Genomic DNA, 15,063 nt, shown 5'->3' with positions numbered 1-15,063 from the left:
CCCGGCGCGCGCACCCGGTGTCCGGACCGCCCCTCGGTCCGGTGCGCGCTTTCGCGCGCCGGGTCCGGCTACGCGAACAACCGCCGCCAGGTCTCAGGCCCCGGGTAGCCGTCCGCCGCGCCGCCCCGCCAGCCCTGGGCGCGCTGGAAGGCCTCGACGGCACGACGGTCGGCATCGCCCCAGCGCGGCCCCGGCCCGGACCTGTAGTACGTGCCGAACCCCTTCTCCACCAGCCGCTCGCCGAGCCTGGTGACGTACATGTTCTCCGCGCCCGGCCGGAACGCGGCCCGTCCCGGATAGCCGGGCACCCCGTGGGACGCGGGCTGCTCCGGCGCGCCCGCCCCGCCGTGGACGTCCTTACCCCGACCGGTGACCAGCAGCTTCCAGGTCGCCTGGCCGGGCAGCCCGTCCGCGTCCTGGCCCCGCCAGCCCTGCGCCCGCTGGAACGCCTGGGTCGCGCGGCGGTCGGCGTCCGTCCAGCGCGGTCCGGGGCCCGAGGCGTAGTACCGGCCGGCGCCGCGTTCGACGAGCATGCGGCCCAGCCGGGTGACGTGCTTGTTGTTGGCGCCGGGACCGAAGTAAGCACGCCCCGGGTAGGGCGCCGCACTCGCCGGTTCGGCCGGCCGCTGCGGCTGCGGTTGCCCGGGCTTCGGCTGCTCCGGCCCGGCGGTGTCCGGCTTCGCCCCCGCCGTGCCCTTCACCAGCCCCTTGTAGCGGTAGGCGACATAGCTGTCGGAGTGGCTCCAGTAGGCGTACGGGGTGGTCTGGCGGCGCGCGTGCGGGGGCGCCGACTCGTAGGCGACGTAGGAGGAGTGGGTGTGGTCCGTCCAGCCGCCGAAGATGACGACGTGCGAACCCTTCTGGGGGTCCGCCGGATTGTGGAACAGCAGAATGTCGCCGGGCTCGAGATCCTCCTTCTTGATGCGGACGCCGTACTGGGCGAGGCTTCCCGTCCATTCGTTCCCGGGCAGGCTCCAGGCCATCGAGACGAATCCGGAACAGTCCTGCCGGTATCCGTCCGACCAGAATTTGTACATGCTGTACGGAACCTTCGCCGCGACCCATTTCTTCGCCCGGTTGATGATCTCCGTACGGGTGGTGGCGGGGGTCTCCGTCCCGGCGGCCGGTGTGGCGGGCGTGCCGCCGGGACCATGCAGCGGAGCCTGGCGGCCCTGCGGGGTACTGGGCTCGTCACCTGCGGGGACGCCCGGCCGGTCGGGCGCCTCGGGTGCCGCCGCGGCGGCCGTGTGGGCGGCGGCGAGGGTGCTGGACGCGGCGGCGGCGAGTACCAGGGCCCGGTGGGCCGCCGGGTGGCGGCCGGTCGTGGAATGCGGCAGGACGCGCCGCCAGTGGACGCATCCCGGGCAGTCGCAGTCACTCGCCGGATCGAATTCCTCGAACACCGGAGTCCGAGTTTCCATGCGATTCCCTTCACACTCCAGTCGGAACATTCCTCGGCTGTGCACCTCGCCAGTTTCCCAACTGTCGTCCGCACCCGCATGTTGACGGTCCGAATGGTTTACAGGCCCCTCCCCCGGCCCCGGCGCCCCGCGGAGGGCGGTCGGAGGCACCGGCGAAGGTCATGTAGAGTGGCGGCGTCAGCAGGCGCCGCTAGCTCAGTTGGTTAGAGCAGCTGACTCTTAATCAGCGGGTCCGGGGTTCGAGTCCCTGGCGGCGCACAGACGGTCCGGAAGCCCCTCGCTCGCGCGAGGGGCTTCCGGCGTTCCGGCACCCATGTGTCCACGACGGCCACACAGGACCTCCACAGCTGCCACAATGAGCGCGTATGACCGGTAAACACCGCGTTTCGCATCTTGCGATCATGCGGACCCGCGTAGAACCCTGGGGTGGGGTTTTTCACGATGCTGCGCATACGCGGCAGTTGGGGGGCAAGGAGCCGGTTGCCGGTTTTCGGGGGAGCAGGGGCCCCGTTTTCACGACCGCATGCCGAGGGGGGCATGATGCAACCGGAAGGTCGCGTTTCCATGTCTAACGTGTGGAAGATGTGGTGACCGCGGCCCGCCACTGATACGCCTGTGAAGGTCGAGGGGGATCGGCACAGTCGTAAACGGAACCGACATACACGCGGTGACCTGCGTGTGGGGGGATGACTCATGACGTCGACGCCGACGGGCGCCCGGCGGGACTTCGACCCGTCACAGACCACCCAGTTGAGGGTGCCAACGCACCGGACCGGGGCCTTTCGCCGGATAAAGAAGACGCTGCCGAAGTACGACTACGAGCACTACAGCCGGCTGGCCGGTCCCCTCACCCAGCCCGACCCGAACAAGCCGTACCGGGTCCAGTACCGCTCGCTGATCTCGCAGGAGCCGCACCGCATCCGGGTCGCCCTGATGCTGGCCGCGGCCCCGGTGCTCTCGCTGGTCCTGCTCTTCTGGCTGCTGCAGCCCGAGCACTGGACCGAGCGGGACTACCCCGCCTTCGACTGGCTGCCGGCGCTCGACATCGTGATGCTCGTCTCGATCGGCCTGATCGAGTTCTTCCGCTGCATGAACGTCCTCTCCAACGCGCACGCCACGCTGGTCGCCCGCGACCCGATCCCGGTGGTGCCGGAGACCGGGACGAGAGTCGCCTTCCTCACCTCCTTCGTGCCCGGCAAGGAGCCGCTGGAGATGGTGACCAGAACCCTGGAGGCGGCCGTCAAGCTGCGCCACCGGGGTCTGATGCACGTCTGGCTGCTCGACGAGGGTGACGACCCCGAGGTCAAGGAGGTGTGCGCCCGCCTCGGTGTGCGCCACTTCTCCCGCAAGGGCGTCGCCAAGTGGAACCAGGCCAAGGGCCCGCACCGCGCCAAGACCAAGCACGGCAACTACAACGCCTGGCTCGACGCCCACGGCGACGACTACGACTTCTTCGCCTCCGTCGACACCGACCACGTGCCGCTGCCCAACTACCTGGAGCGGATGCTCGGCTTCTTCCGCGACCCGGACGTCGGCTTCGTCATCGGCCCGCAGGTCTACGGCAACTACGACAACTTCGTCACCAAGGCCGCCGAGTCCCAGCAGTTCCTCTTCCACGCCCTCATCCAGCGCGCGGGCAACAAGTACGGCGCGCCGATGTTCGTGGGTACGTCGAACGCCGTACGCATCAAGGCGCTGAAGCAGATCGGCGGCCTGTACGACTCGATCACCGAGGACATGGCGACGGGCTTCGAGATCCACCGCCACAAGAACCCGGCCACGGGCCGCAAGTGGCGCTCGGTCTACACCCCGGACGTGCTCGCCGTCGGTGAGGGCCCGAGCGCCTGGACGGACTTCTTCACCCAGCAGATGCGCTGGTCGCGAGGGACGTACGAGACGATCCTCAAGCAGTACTGGAAGGGCTGGTACTCGCTGCCGCCGAGCAAGCTCTTCAACTACACGATGATGATCATCTTCTATCCGATGTCGGCCCTCAACTGGATCCTGGCCGCGCTGAGCTGCGCGCTGTTCCTGGGCCTGGGCGCCTCGGGTGTGAACATCGACCCCACGATCTGGCTGATGCTGTACGGCAACGCCTCGGCCCTCCAGATCGGCCTGTACGTCTGGAACCGCCGCCACAACGTCTCGCCGCACGAGCCGGAGGGCTCCGGCGGTGTGGCCGGCATGGTGATGTCCGCGCTGTCGGCGCCGCTGTACGCGAAGGCCCTGATCGACTCGGTGCTGCGCAAGAAGAGCAAGTTCGTGGTCACGCCCAAGGGCGACTCCGCGAGCCCCGACCGCTGGTTCGGCACCTTCCGGTACCACTGGTACTTCATCGCGATCTTCGGCGCCTCGATCACGGCGGGATTCGTCTACGGACACTCCCACCCGGCGATGATCATCTGGGCGACGTTCGCCATGCTGATCACCGCGACGCCGATTTTCGCCTGGCGCTACATGCTGCGGCAGGAGAAGAAGAAGCCCGCCGCGCACGCTGCCCGGTCCGCCGGGAGCGGGCAGCAGGACGCGGCACCGGCAGCCGGCCCGGCGGTGCCGTACCAGCCGCAGCCGCTGCCGTCGCACGCCACGCCGCACGCGCCCCACGGCCAGCAGAAGCCGACCTGGGCCGCGTCGGGCGGTGGCGGCGGCAACGACCAGACGATGCAGATCGCCCTTGGTGGACTTGGGGGACGTAAGGAATGAACGACCGTGCAGGCCGCCGCCGCGCCCGTCGACTCGCGATAGGCACGGCGGTGGTGCTCGCGCTGGCCGGAATGAACGGGCCGTGGCTCTATCGCGTCGGCACCGAGAAATACCACCAGTACCAGATCAACAAACCCGAGTACAAAGCCGCGAACGGCAAGTGGGAGATCGTCGAGTTTCCCGAGGAGTACCGCCAGAACACGATTCACGCGGCGCTCCTGCACACCGGCAAGGTGCTGCTCATCGCGGGCTCGGGCAACAACCAGGACAACTTCGACGCGAAGCAGTACGACACCCGGATCTGGGACCCGGTCAAGGGCACCATCAAGAAGGTGCCGACGCCGAACGACCTGTTCTGCACGGGCCACACCCAGCTGTCCAACGGCAACCTGCTGATCGCGGGCGGCACCAAGCGGTACGAGAAGCTCAAGGGTGACGTCACCAAGGCCGGCGGCCTGATGATCGTCCACAACGAGAACCCGGACCAGCCGATCACACTGCCCGCGGGCACCAAGTTCACCGGCAAGGAGAACGGCAAGACGTTCGTCTCCAAGGACCCGGTGCTGGTGCCGCGCGCGAAGAAGGTGTTCGACAAGGTCACCGGCGAGTTCCTGCGCAACGACCCCGGTCTCGGCCGGATCTACGTCGAGGCGCAGAAGCAGGGCACCAGGTACGAGACGGGCACCCAGGACAACTACCGGATCCAGGGCCTGTCCGGCGTGGACGCGCGCAACACCTACGGCATCGCGCAGAAGCTCGCCCTCGACAAGAAGGACTTCCAGGGCATCCGGGACGCCTACGAGTTCGACCCGGTGGCCGAGAAGTACATCAAGGTCGACCCGATGCACGAGGCCCGCTGGTACCCGACGCTCACGACCCTGGGCGACGGCAAGATCCTCAGCGTCTCCGGTCTCGACGACATCGGGCAGCTCGTGCCGGGCAAGAACGAGGTGTACGACCCGAAGACCAAGAAGTGGACGTACCTCGACAAGACCCGGCAGTTCCCGACGTACCCGGCGCTGTTCCCGCTGCAGAACGGCAAGATCTTCTACTCGGGTTCGAACGCCGGCTACGGTCCCGACGACGTGGGCCGTGAGCCTGGCATCTGGGACGTGGACACCAACAAGTTCACCAAGCTGCGCGGCCTGAGCGACGCGAACCTGATGGAGACGTCCGGCACGGTGCTGCTGCCGCCGGCGCAGGACGAGAAGTACATGGTGGTCGGCGGCGGTGGCGTCGGCGAGTCCAAGGAGTCCAGCGAGAAGACCCGGCTGATCGACCTGAAGGACGACAACCCCGAGTTCGTGGACGGGCCGTCGCTGGAGAAGGGCACGCGCTACCCGCAGACCTCGGTGCTGCCGGACGACACGGTGCTGGTGTCGGGCGGTTCGGAGGACTACCGGGGCCGCGGCGACTCCGACATCCTCCAGGCGCACCTGTACCGGCCGGGCGCCCAGGAGCTCGACCGGGTCGCCGACCCGCTGGTGGGACGCAACTACCACTCGGGCTCGATCCTGCTGCCCGACGGCCGCGTGATGTTCTTCGGCTCGGACTCGCTCTACGCCGACAAGGCCAACACCAAGCCGGGCAAGTTCGAGCAGCGCATCGAGATCTACACGCCGCCGTATCTGTACCGGGACGCGCGCCCGTCGCTGTCGGGGGGCCCGCAGACGATCAAGCGCGGCGGGAAGGGCACGTTCAGCTCGCGGCACGCCTCGTCCGTGAAGAACGTACGGCTGATGCGGCCGAGCGCGTCCACGCACGTCACGGACGTGGACCAGCGGTCGGTGAAGCTGGACTTCCAGGCGTCGGGCGACAAGCTCACGGTGACCGTGCCGACGAACCGGAACCTGGTGCCGTCGGGCTGGTACATGCTCTTCGTGACGGACGACCAGGGCACGCCGTCCGAGGCGCAGTGGGTCCGGGTGCCGTAGCGCTCCCGAGGCCGCACGGACGACGGCCCCGCACCTGTGAGGGTGCGGGGCCGTCTCGTTCACCGGGTCACTTGCTGGCTCTGGCCAGTCCGAGGGCGTACTTCGCCCACCACTGGCCGGCCTTCGGGCCGCCCTTGCACTCGCCGTCCGACTCCCCGGGGCGCTTGACCCAGACGAAGGCGTCGACCAGCGGGTCCGGCGTCTTCGTCGTGGGGGTCTCGCCCAGCGCCCGGCCGGGCGGGTTGCACCAGCGCTCGCTCGGGTCGCCGCCCGTGTAGGGGCCGTTGCCGTTGCGGCTGGTGTCCACGACGAACGGCTTGCCTCCCACGCGTGCGGAGAGCTGCTTGCCGTACGCGATGGAGTCCTTGGTCGTGTAGAAGTTCGAGACGTTCACCGCGAAGCCGTCGGCCTGCTCGACGCCCGCCCACTTCAGCGGCTCGAAGATCTGGTCCGGGTGCCCCCAGCCGGCGTTGCCCGCGTCCAGGTACACCTTGGTGTCCTTCAGCGACTTGAGCTTGGTGATGGCGCCCTTGAGGAGGTCGTACCGCTCCTCGTGGAACTCGTCCGGGGTGCAGCCGTCCACCAGGTGCAGCACGGCGTCCGGCTCCAGCACGACCGTGGCGCCCCGGTCGCCGATGCCCCTGGCCACCCCGTCGATCCACTCCCGGTAGGTGTCGCCGTCGGCGGCGCCGCCCTGCGAGTACTGGCCGCAGTCGCGGTGCGGGATGTTGTAGAGGACCAGCAGGGCGGTGCGGTCGGCCTTGGCGGCGGCCTCGGTGTACCCGCGCGCCTCGCGCTCCGGGTTCTCCGGGCCGATCCACTCGCCGGTGGGCTGCTCCGCGATCTTGCGGATCTGCTCGGCGTCCTCCTTCTCGCCGTCCTTCTCGTACGCGGCCACCTGTCCGGCCGCGTTCCCGTCCGGGTTCACCCAGAACGGGTTCCTGTCCTTGGGCTGTTGGCTGATCCCGGCGGCGTTCTCGCCGTCCGATGTGTCGCCGTCCCCGGAGGAACATCCCGCGACCAGCAGTGCCGCCCCCAGCAGCACCGCGGACGTGCGCGCACGAGCGACCCCCCAGGCCCCCCTCTTCTGGTACATCCAGCTCCCCCTCGGGTGCACTCTTCCGAGGCTCAATCCTGACATACCCGGTGGCGGGCCACGTGAGGTCCGCGGGCCGCCTCCGGCGCTATCCGCGGCCGGTGAGATAGGCGGAGACGACCAGGTTCGCGGAGTACGTCCGGGTGGCCCGGTCGAAGGTGCCGGCGCAGGTGATCAGGCGCAGTTCCGCGCGGCCCGGGCGGTGCGGGCCGTACACCCACCCGGCGTCGAACTGCTCGCGCCGCACCGTCCGCACCTCGTCCACGGTGAACTCGGCGACCTGGCCGCCGGCGCGCAGCACCCGCACCCGGGCGCCCGGCCGGAGCGCGGCGAGCCGGTGGAAGACGGCCGGGCGGGCCTCGGTGTCGGTGTGCCCGACCATCAGCGCGGCTCCCGCGGCCCCGGGTGCCGGGCCGGCCGCGTACCAGGCGACGGCGGCCGCCTGCCGGTACGGGGGCGGGTCGACGGCGCCGTGCGCGTCCAGGCCGCGGGCGACGACGGGCGCCCGTACGCCGAGCGCCGGGATCTCGACCCGCTGCGGCACGGCGTCGGTCAGGGGCCGCGCCGCGGGGGGCAGCCGTACGTCGGGCGGCGGGCCGGCGGGGATCAGCGTGCCCGCCGCGGGCGGGGTGGACGGGTGCGGCCGGACGTCGGTGACCTCCCAGCCCCACAGCCACAGCCCGAGGAGCAGCGCCGCCCAGACCGTGCCGGTGAGCAGGCGGCCGCCGAGGCCGGTGCGTTCGCGTGCGGTCACGGTCAGCGGGGCCGCCGGCTCCGCCGGGCGCTGCGCAGTGCCACCGCGGTCGCGGCGACACCGGCGAGGACCAGCCCCGTCACGGTGTGGGCGGTGCCGGGTCCGGCCTCGCGGGCGTCGACCATGGCGAGGCGGGTGGCGCCGCCCCCACCGGCCCGGACGGGGGCGGTCGGGCTGGCGGCGGGCGGGGGCGGTGCCCCGTGGCGCTGTGCCCCGGCCGGACCGGTCGTGCGGCGCGCGACGGTGACGGAACCCGCGCGGGTGGTCTCCCCGCAGCGGACCCGTACGTCGTAGCTGCCGTCCTTCAGCGTGGACCGGACCCGGCTCTCCCCGCCGAGGGCGCCGTCCTCGGTGACCGTCAGGCGGGCGTCGGCGACGAACGCCGGGGAGACGGCGGTGGCGGTCCGGCCCGGGCACCCACTCACCCGGAGGGCGACGTCGTCGCCGGGGACGGCGGGCGACGGGCCGACCGAGACACCCCCGTCCGCCGCGTGGGCCGCCGGGACGGCGCTCACCGCCCCCAGGGCGGCGACAGCACTCAGGGTGACGCGCAGTGATCCCATCGTGAACCTCCAGATACAGGGAGGCTCCCCCGCCGAGGCGGGCCCCGCATCCTGTGCGGGGCCCGCATTGCTCCATCCGGGTCGGATCAGGCCCGTACGGAGTTTCAGATCCGCTCGACGAGGTCCGCGATGGAGTCGACGACCTGGGACGGCCGGTAGGGGAAGTTCTCCACGTGCTCGGGCCGGGTCAGGCCGGTGAGCACCAGGAAGGTCTGCATACCGGCCTCCATGCCGGCCAGGACGTCGGTGTCCATCCGGTCGCCGATCATGGCGCTGGTCTCGGAGTGGGCACCGATGGCGTTCAGGCCCGTCCGCATCATCAGCGGGTTGGGCTTGCCCGCGAAGTACGGCTGCTTGCCGGTGGCCTTGGTGATCAGCGCGGCGACCGCGCCGGTCGCCGGGAGCGGCCCTTCGGCGGACGGGCCGGTCTCGTCGGGGTTGGTGCAGATGAAGCGGGCCCCGTCGTTGATGAGCCGGACCGCCTTGGTCATGGCCTCGAAGGAGTAGGTGCGGGTCTCGCCGAGGACGACGTAGTCCGGCTCGTGGTCGGTGAGGATGTACCCGATGTCGTGCAGCGCGGTGGTCAGGCCCGCCTCGCCGATGACGTACGCCGAGCCGCCGGGCCGCTGGTCGGCCAGGAACTGGGCGGTGGCCAGGGCGGACGTCCAGATGTTCTCCAGCGGCACCTGCAGGCCCATGCGGTTCAGGCGGGCGTGCAGGTCGCGCGGGGTGTAGATCGAGTTGTTGGTGAGGACGAGAAAGGGCCTGCCGGAGTCGCGGAGCTTGGTGATGAACGCGTCGGCGCCGGGGATGGGGACGCCCTCGTGGATGAGCACACCGTCCATGTCGGTGAGCCAGGACTCGATGGGCTTGCGGTCTGCCATGGTGATGTGACTCTCCTGGCCTGCGTGCGGAGACGGGCTGCGGGTGCCGGAACCACGCCGTACCGGCTGCTCCAGCGTAGTCAGGATCGGACGGCCCCGACCTCGCCGATCATCCGTGACCGGCCGCCGTCCCCGGAAGGCCCGTGCCGCGTGCCCGATCTCCGGCGGCTCAGCGGCGCTTGCGGGCGATCAGGAGGGTGGCTCCGGCGAGCAGCAGGGCCACGGTGGTGGTGAAGGTGACGCCGGGCGGTGAGGTGAGGCCGGTGCGGGCCAGTTCGTCGGCGAGGGTGAGCCGCTCCCGGGGGGTCTCGCTGGGGGACGGGGAGGCGTCCGGGTCGGCGGGCAGGGCCGAGGCGTCCCGTTCGGCGGGGCCGCTCGGGCCGGCCGTGCCGTCCTGGTCCGGTGCCGGGGACGGGTCGTCCTCGTCGGCGGGGGCGGCCTCGACGGTGAACCGGTAGTCGTCGGACTGGCCGACCCAGTCGCCGTCGCCGTCGTGGCGCTGGACGACGGCCGCGTTGGCGGTGACCTCGTTGGGGACGGCGTCGGAGGTGAGGGCGAGGCGCACCTTCACGGTGACGGTCTTGCGGGGGCCGACGGTGAAGCCGGGGAAGCCGTCGAAGGCGCCGACGAGTTCGTCCTGGTCGGTGGTCTCGAAGCGGACGGGCCGGGGCCGGTCGTCGCGGCCGCCCGGGTAGAACTCCAGGCGCGGCTGGGAGGGGGTCAGGCTGCGCTTGTCGTCGACGAGGACGACGACGGGGTGGATGCCGGTGCAGGTGCGTCCGGTCCGGTTCTTCAGGTCCAGGTACCAGGTGCCGGATCCGCCGCCCGCCGTGTACGTCTTCGGCCCGCCGTGCAGGCGGGTGGCCAGGGGGAAGGTGCCGCCGTCGCCGGCGCAGCCGGGGGCGGCGGGTTCGGCGCCCACCGGGGGCGCGACGCTGAGGAGGGCGGCTGATGCGAGGCAGAGGGCTACGGGTGTGTGCAGTCGCATGAACACATGACCATGCCGGCCCGGAGGGCCTTTCGGGCGACGCCTTCCCGTACGGACGCGGGGAACCGCCCGATCGGCGCAGGACCGCCACCCGGCCGGGCGCGGCCCGCCCGGGTCACCCCTCGGCCCGGCCGAACAGCGGCGCGAGCAGCAGCTGCGCCGCCCCCTCGGCCACTCCGTCGCCCGCGCCGGGGGCGAGCCGTACGGGGACCGCCTCCTCGCCGGCGCGGCGGGCGCGGGCGTCGAGGACGGCGGCGACCCCGTCGACGAAGGTGTCCGGTGCGGCGGCGACGGTGCGCCCGCCGAGCAGGACGAGGTCGACGTCGAGCAGCGCGACCAGGTTGCCGGCGGCGGTGCCGAGCACACGGGCCGCCTCCGCCGTGTCGCCCCGGGCCACGGCGGCCAGGCACAGGGCCTCGACACAGCCCCGGTTGCCGCAGCCGCAGGGCGGGCCGTCCAGCTGGACCACCTGGTGCCCGAACTCGCCGGCGCCGGTGCGGGTGCCCCGGTGCACAGCCCCGCCGATGACGAGTCCGCCGCCGAGTCCCGCCCCGAAGTGCAGATAGGCGAAGGAGGCGCCGGCCGTCTCCGCCGGGCCGACGGCGAGGGCGAGGGCGGCGGCGTTGGTGTCCTTGTCCACGACGACGGGCAGCGACAGCTGCCGCAGGAGCACATTGCGCAGCGGGAAGCCGTTCCACTCGGGGAACCCGGTGACGCGGTGCAGGACACCGCGCCGGTGGTCGAGCGGGCCGGGCAGCGCCACCCCGACGCCGAGCACCGGGCCCGGCCGGGCGGCCCCGGACACCAGGTCCGTCACCTCGCCCACCAGCCGGTCGACGACCGTGTCCGCCCCGGCCCCGAGATCCAGGGCAGCGCCCCGCCGGGCCACGACGGCGCCGGTCAGGTCGCAGAGCACGGCCGTCAGCTCGTCCCGGTCCAGGTGCACGCCGACCGCGTGCCCGGCCTCGGGGACCAGCCGCAGCACGGTCCGCGGCTTGCCGCCGGTGGAGGCCCGGCGGCCCGCCTCGGCGGCGAGTCCGTCGTCCCGCAGCCGCGCCGTGATCTTGCTGACCGCCTGCGGGGTGAGCCCGGTGCGCTCGGCGAGTTCGAGCCGGCTGATGCCGCCGGGGCCGGCCGTGCGCAGCAGATCGAGCACGAGCGCGGTGTTGTGGCTGCGCAGGGCGCCCAGGTTCACCCCGCCGGCCCCGCCTTCCGTCCTCTTCACGCCTCCCATTGTCCCTGGCGCTTGCACTTTGGCAACAGCGTTGCGAAAGTGGGGCGCATGAGTGCTACTCCCCTCCGCGTGGGCCTCGTCGGCTACGGCCTGGCCGGCTCCGTCTTCCACGCCCCGCTGATCTCCACCACCGAGGGGCTCGCCCTCGACACGGTGGTCACCTCGAACCCCGAGCGGCAGCGGCAGGCGCGCGCCGAGCACCCGGACGTGCGCGTCGCCGCGTCGCCGGACGACCTGCTCGCCCGCGCCGGCGACCTCGACCTGCTCGTCGTCGCGTCCCCGAACAAGACGCACGTCCCGCTCGCCACCGCCGCCCTGGAGGCGGGCCTGCCGGTCGTCGTGGACAAGCCGCTGGCCGGCACGGCGGCCGAGGCGCGGGAGCTGGCGGCGCTGGCCGAGGAGCGCGGCCTGCTGCTGTCCGTCTTCCAGAACCGCCGCTGGGACAACGACTTCCTCACCCTGCGCCGGCTCCTCGCCGAGGGCGAGCTGGGCGACGTCTGGCGCTTCGAGTCGCGTTTCGAGCGCTGGCGTCCGCAGACCAAGGGCGGCTGGCGGGAGTCCGGCGACCCCACAGAGATCGGAGGTCTGCTCTACGACCTCGGCAGCCACGTCGTCGACCAGGCCCTCGTCCTCTTCGGCCCGGTCACCCAGGTGTACGCCGAGGCGGTCGTCCGCCGCGCCGGCGCCGAGACCGACGACGACACCTTCCTCGCCCTGACCCACGCGAACGGCGTCCGCTCCCATCTGTACGTCTCCGCCACGACCGCCCAGCTCGGCCCGCGCTTCCGGGTGCTCGGCTCGAAGGCCGGGTACGTCAAGCACGGCCTGGACCCGCAGGAGGCGGAACTGCGCGACGGGCGGCGGCCCGGCGACGGAGCGGACTGGGGCACCGAGCCCGAGGAGCTGTACGGGCGGCTGGGCGCCGGCGAGTCCCCGCTCACGGGCGGCGGCAGCGCCGTCCCCACCCTGCCCGGCGACTACCCCGCCTACTACGCGGCCGTCGCGGCGGCCCTGCGCGACGGCGGCCCCAACCCGGTGACCGCCCTGGAGGCGGCCGCCACCCTGGACGTACTGGAGGCGGCGCGACGCTCCGCCCGTGACGGAGTGACGGTGACCCTGTGACGCACACGAGCGGACCGACCCCGAAGTTCCAGCCCGAGATCACGCCCTCGCTGGAGGAGCTGGAGGCCCAGGAGCGGCGCCTGGTCTTCCGCCGGTTCACCCACGAGGACGCCTGGGCGCTGGGCTCCCTGCTGGTGGAGCTGGCCCGGGAGCGCCAGGCCCCGGTCGCCGTCGACATCCACCGGGCCGGGCAGCAGCTCTTCCACGCGGCGCTGGCGGGCTCCACGCCCGACAACGACGCCTGGATCGCCCGCAAGCGCCGGGTTGTGGAGCGCTACGGCGCCTCCTCCTACCTCGTGGGCGCCCGGTCCCGGGCCAAGGGGACGACGTTCGAGGAGTCCTCGCGGCTGGACCCGGACGTCTACGCGGCCCACGGCGGCTCGTTCCCGATCACCGTGGAGGGCGTCGGGGTCGTCGGCTCGGTCACGGTGAGCGGGCTGCCGCAGCTGGCGGACCACCGGATGGTGGTGGAGGCGCTGGAGAGCTTCCTGGCGAAGCGGTAGGACGCCGGGACCGGGTGGCGCGGCCTCGCCACGCCACCCGGTCCCGCCCGTCACGCCTGCGCGAACTCCTGCCGCTGCCGGCCGAGCCCCTCGATCTCCAGCTCCACCACGTCCCCGGCCCGCAGGTACGGCTTCGGCTCGGGCCGCCCCAGCGCCACCCCCGCCGGCGTCCCCGTGTTGATGACGTCACCGGGGTAGAGGGTCATGAAGCGGCTGACGTACCGCACGACCTCGCCCACCGGGAAGATCTGCTCGGCCGTCGTGCCGTCCTGCTTCAGCTCGCCGTTGACCCACAGCCGCAGCGCGAGGTCCTGTGGGTCGGGCACCTCGTCGGCCGTCACCAGCCACGGCCCCAGCGGGTTGAACGTCTCGCAGTTCTTGCCCTTGTCCCAGGTGCCGCCCCGCTCGATCTGGAACTCCCGCTCGGACACGTCGTGCGCCACCGCGTACCCGGCGACATGCGCGAGCCCCTCCTCGGCGGACTCCAGATAGCGGGCCGTACGGCCGATGACGACCGCGAGCTCGACCTCCCAGTCCGTCTTGACCGACCCGCGCGGCACCAGCACGGTGTCGTCGGGTCCGACGACGGTGTCCGGCGCCTTGAAGAAGACGACCGGCTCGGACGGCGGCTCGGCGCCGGTCTCGCGGGCGTGGTCGTGGTAGTTGAGGCCGATGCACACGATCTTGCCGATCCGCCCGAGCGGCGGCCCGATCCGCAGCCCCTCCGGGTCCAGCGCGGGCAGCTCGCCCGTGCCGGCGGCGGCACGGACCCGGCCGAGCGCCTCGGGGTCGGCGAGCAGCGGTCCGTCGATGTCCGGGACGACGCCCGACAGGTCCCGCAGGGTCCCCTCGGCGTCGAGCAGCGCGGGCCGCTCCGATCCCGCCGTACCGACGCGCAGCAGCTTCATGGTCACAATCTCCCTCGATCGTGGGGCGCCCGCCGACGGGTGCAGCCATCGGAGGACTGGTCGATCCTCCAAGCTGCTCGACCAGTCCGCAAGACCCGGTTCACGTACTGGACCGGGGATGGGGCGGGGTCACCGGTAGAGGGCGGCGCGCTCGATCGCGCTCCATGTCGTGCTGGTCACCACGTAGAGGGCGGCGGCCAGCGGCACCACGGCGACGGTGAAGAGGGTGAAGAACGACATGAACGGCATGACCCTGCTCATCGCCCCCATGCCGGGCACGGCCGGCCCGTCGGCCACGGCCGCCGCCACCGGGTTCGCGGCCAGCATCCGCTTCGCACGGCGGTAGTTGAAGGCGGCGACTGCGGCGACCAGCAGGAACAGCACGAGGTACACGAGCCCGGCCGGGCCGAGGGCGCCCCCGTCGCCGAGCGCGTCGGCCCAGCGGTCGCCGAGGGGCGCGGCGAACAGCCGATGGGACAGCAGCTCGTTGGCGTGGCCGCCGATCGTCGTGTTGGAGAACAGGTGGTACAGCAGGAAGAAGGCGGGCAGCTGGAACAGGCCCGGCAGGCAGCCGGCGAGCGGGGACACCTTCTCCTCGGCGTGCAGTTCCACGACGGCCCGCTGCAGGCGCTCGGGGTTGCGGGCGTGCTTCCGGCGCAGCTCGGCGATCTTCGGCTGGAGTTCCTGGCGCGCCTTCTGGCCCCGCGCCGCGGCCCGGGACAGGGGGTGCACGAGCAGCCGTACGAACGCGGTGAACAGGACGATCGCGGCGGCGGCCGCGGTGGCGCCGAACAGCGGGGTGAGCAGGTCGGCGAGCCGTGACACGAGGTCGGCGAAAACGGACATGGGTGAGCCCTCCGTGGGTCTCGTCGTGCCGGAGACGGGTGGATGCCGGTGGACGGCATGGCGGCATGACGACCCGCGTCGGGTCACACGGTCACATCAGGGAGCCG

13 protein-coding genes and 1 tRNA gene are annotated in these 15,063 nt (G+C 72.1%); 5 read left to right on the top strand and 9 right to left on the bottom strand.

Features of this window, described 5'->3' with window-relative positions:
- Nucleotides 1-68: 68 nt before the first annotated feature.
- Nucleotides 69-1,421 (bottom strand): peptidoglycan-binding protein, encoded by a 1,353-nt coding sequence (locus ABZ899_RS00580; RefSeq protein ID WP_361338691.1) that lies wholly within the window; start codon nucleotides 1,419-1,421, stop codon nucleotides 69-71.
- A gap of 184 nt (nucleotides 1,422-1,605) precedes the next feature.
- On the opposite strand from ABZ899_RS00580, the gene ABZ899_RS00575 reads away from it, so the two are divergent.
- From ABZ899_RS00575 to ABZ899_RS00565, 3 genes are all read left to right on the top strand, one after another.
- Nucleotides 1,606-1,679 (top strand) — tRNA-Lys (locus ABZ899_RS00575).
- A gap of 435 nt (nucleotides 1,680-2,114) precedes the next feature.
- On the top strand, nucleotides 2,115-4,124 hold the full coding sequence (locus ABZ899_RS00570) for a glycosyltransferase family 2 protein (protein WP_361338688.1): 2,010 nt from the start codon (nucleotides 2,115-2,117) through the stop codon (nucleotides 4,122-4,124).
- Nucleotides 4,121-6,058 (top strand): kelch motif-containing protein, encoded by a 1,938-nt coding sequence (locus tag ABZ899_RS00565; RefSeq protein ID WP_361338686.1) that lies wholly within the window; start codon nucleotides 4,121-4,123, stop codon nucleotides 6,056-6,058. The genes ABZ899_RS00570 and ABZ899_RS00565 overlap by 4 nt, the downstream gene beginning before the upstream one ends.
- 67 nt (nucleotides 6,059-6,125) lie before the next feature.
- On the opposite strand, the gene ABZ899_RS00560 is transcribed toward ABZ899_RS00565, so the two are convergent.
- From ABZ899_RS00560 to ABZ899_RS00535, 6 genes are all read right to left on the bottom strand, one after another.
- Nucleotides 6,126-7,154: a glycoside hydrolase family 6 protein gene (locus tag ABZ899_RS00560; RefSeq protein ID WP_361338683.1), complete on the bottom strand. Its 1,029-nt coding sequence runs from the start codon at nucleotides 7,152-7,154 to the stop codon at nucleotides 6,126-6,128.
- Between the two features lie 88 nt (nucleotides 7,155-7,242).
- On the bottom strand, nucleotides 7,243-7,908 hold the full coding sequence (locus ABZ899_RS00555; RefSeq protein WP_361338681.1) for a class F sortase: 666 nt from the start codon (nucleotides 7,906-7,908) through the stop codon (nucleotides 7,243-7,245).
- A 2-nt stretch (nucleotides 7,909-7,910) separates the two neighbouring features.
- A complete protein-coding gene (locus ABZ899_RS00550; protein ID WP_361338679.1) occupies nucleotides 7,911-8,471 on the bottom strand; it encodes a hypothetical protein in 561 nt (186 codons plus the stop codon).
- 104 nt (nucleotides 8,472-8,575) lie between these two features.
- Nucleotides 8,576-9,355, bottom strand: coding sequence for an HAD-IIA family hydrolase (locus ABZ899_RS00545; RefSeq protein WP_361338677.1), 780 nt, complete (start codon nucleotides 9,353-9,355; stop codon nucleotides 8,576-8,578).
- A gap of 169 nt (nucleotides 9,356-9,524) precedes the next feature.
- Nucleotides 9,525-10,343, bottom strand: a complete 819-nt coding sequence (locus tag ABZ899_RS00540; RefSeq protein WP_361338675.1) for a hypothetical protein — start codon at nucleotides 10,341-10,343, stop codon at nucleotides 9,525-9,527.
- Between the two features lie 115 nt (nucleotides 10,344-10,458).
- Nucleotides 10,459-11,577: an ROK family transcriptional regulator gene (locus ABZ899_RS00535; protein ID WP_361338673.1), complete on the bottom strand. Its 1,119-nt coding sequence runs from the start codon at nucleotides 11,575-11,577 to the stop codon at nucleotides 10,459-10,461.
- Nucleotides 11,578-11,625: 48 nt separating this feature from the next.
- Here ABZ899_RS00535 and ABZ899_RS00530 point away from each other — a divergent pair, with 48 nt between their 5' ends.
- Nucleotides 11,626-12,699 carry a Gfo/Idh/MocA family oxidoreductase gene (locus ABZ899_RS00530; protein ID WP_361338670.1) on the top strand — a complete coding sequence of 358 codons (1,074 nt, stop codon included), beginning with the start codon at nucleotides 11,626-11,628 and terminating at the stop codon, nucleotides 12,697-12,699.
- On the top strand, nucleotides 12,696-13,202 hold the full coding sequence (locus tag ABZ899_RS00525) for a heme-degrading domain-containing protein (protein ID WP_361338667.1): 507 nt from the start codon (nucleotides 12,696-12,698) through the stop codon (nucleotides 13,200-13,202). The genes ABZ899_RS00530 and ABZ899_RS00525 overlap by 4 nt, the downstream gene beginning before the upstream one ends.
- Before the next feature lie 50 nt (nucleotides 13,203-13,252).
- On the opposite strand, the gene ABZ899_RS00520 is transcribed toward ABZ899_RS00525, so the two are convergent.
- Nucleotides 13,253-14,110 carry a fumarylacetoacetate hydrolase family protein gene (locus ABZ899_RS00520; protein ID WP_361338664.1) on the bottom strand — a complete coding sequence of 286 codons (858 nt, stop codon included), beginning with the start codon at nucleotides 14,108-14,110 and terminating at the stop codon, nucleotides 13,253-13,255.
- Nucleotides 14,111-14,239: 129 nt separating this feature from the next.
- Nucleotides 14,240-14,956 (bottom strand): YidC/Oxa1 family membrane protein insertase, encoded by a 717-nt coding sequence (locus ABZ899_RS00515; RefSeq protein WP_361338661.1) that lies wholly within the window; start codon nucleotides 14,954-14,956, stop codon nucleotides 14,240-14,242.
- Nucleotides 14,957-15,063: the final 107 nt, after the last annotated feature.

The sequence above is a fragment of the Streptomyces sp. NPDC046859 genome, assembly GCF_040645135.1.
GTDB lineage: Bacteria > Actinomycetota > Actinomycetes > Streptomycetales > Streptomycetaceae > Streptomyces.
Note: the sequence above shows the minus strand (reverse complement) of the source record. Positions and strands in the feature narration are given on the sequence as shown.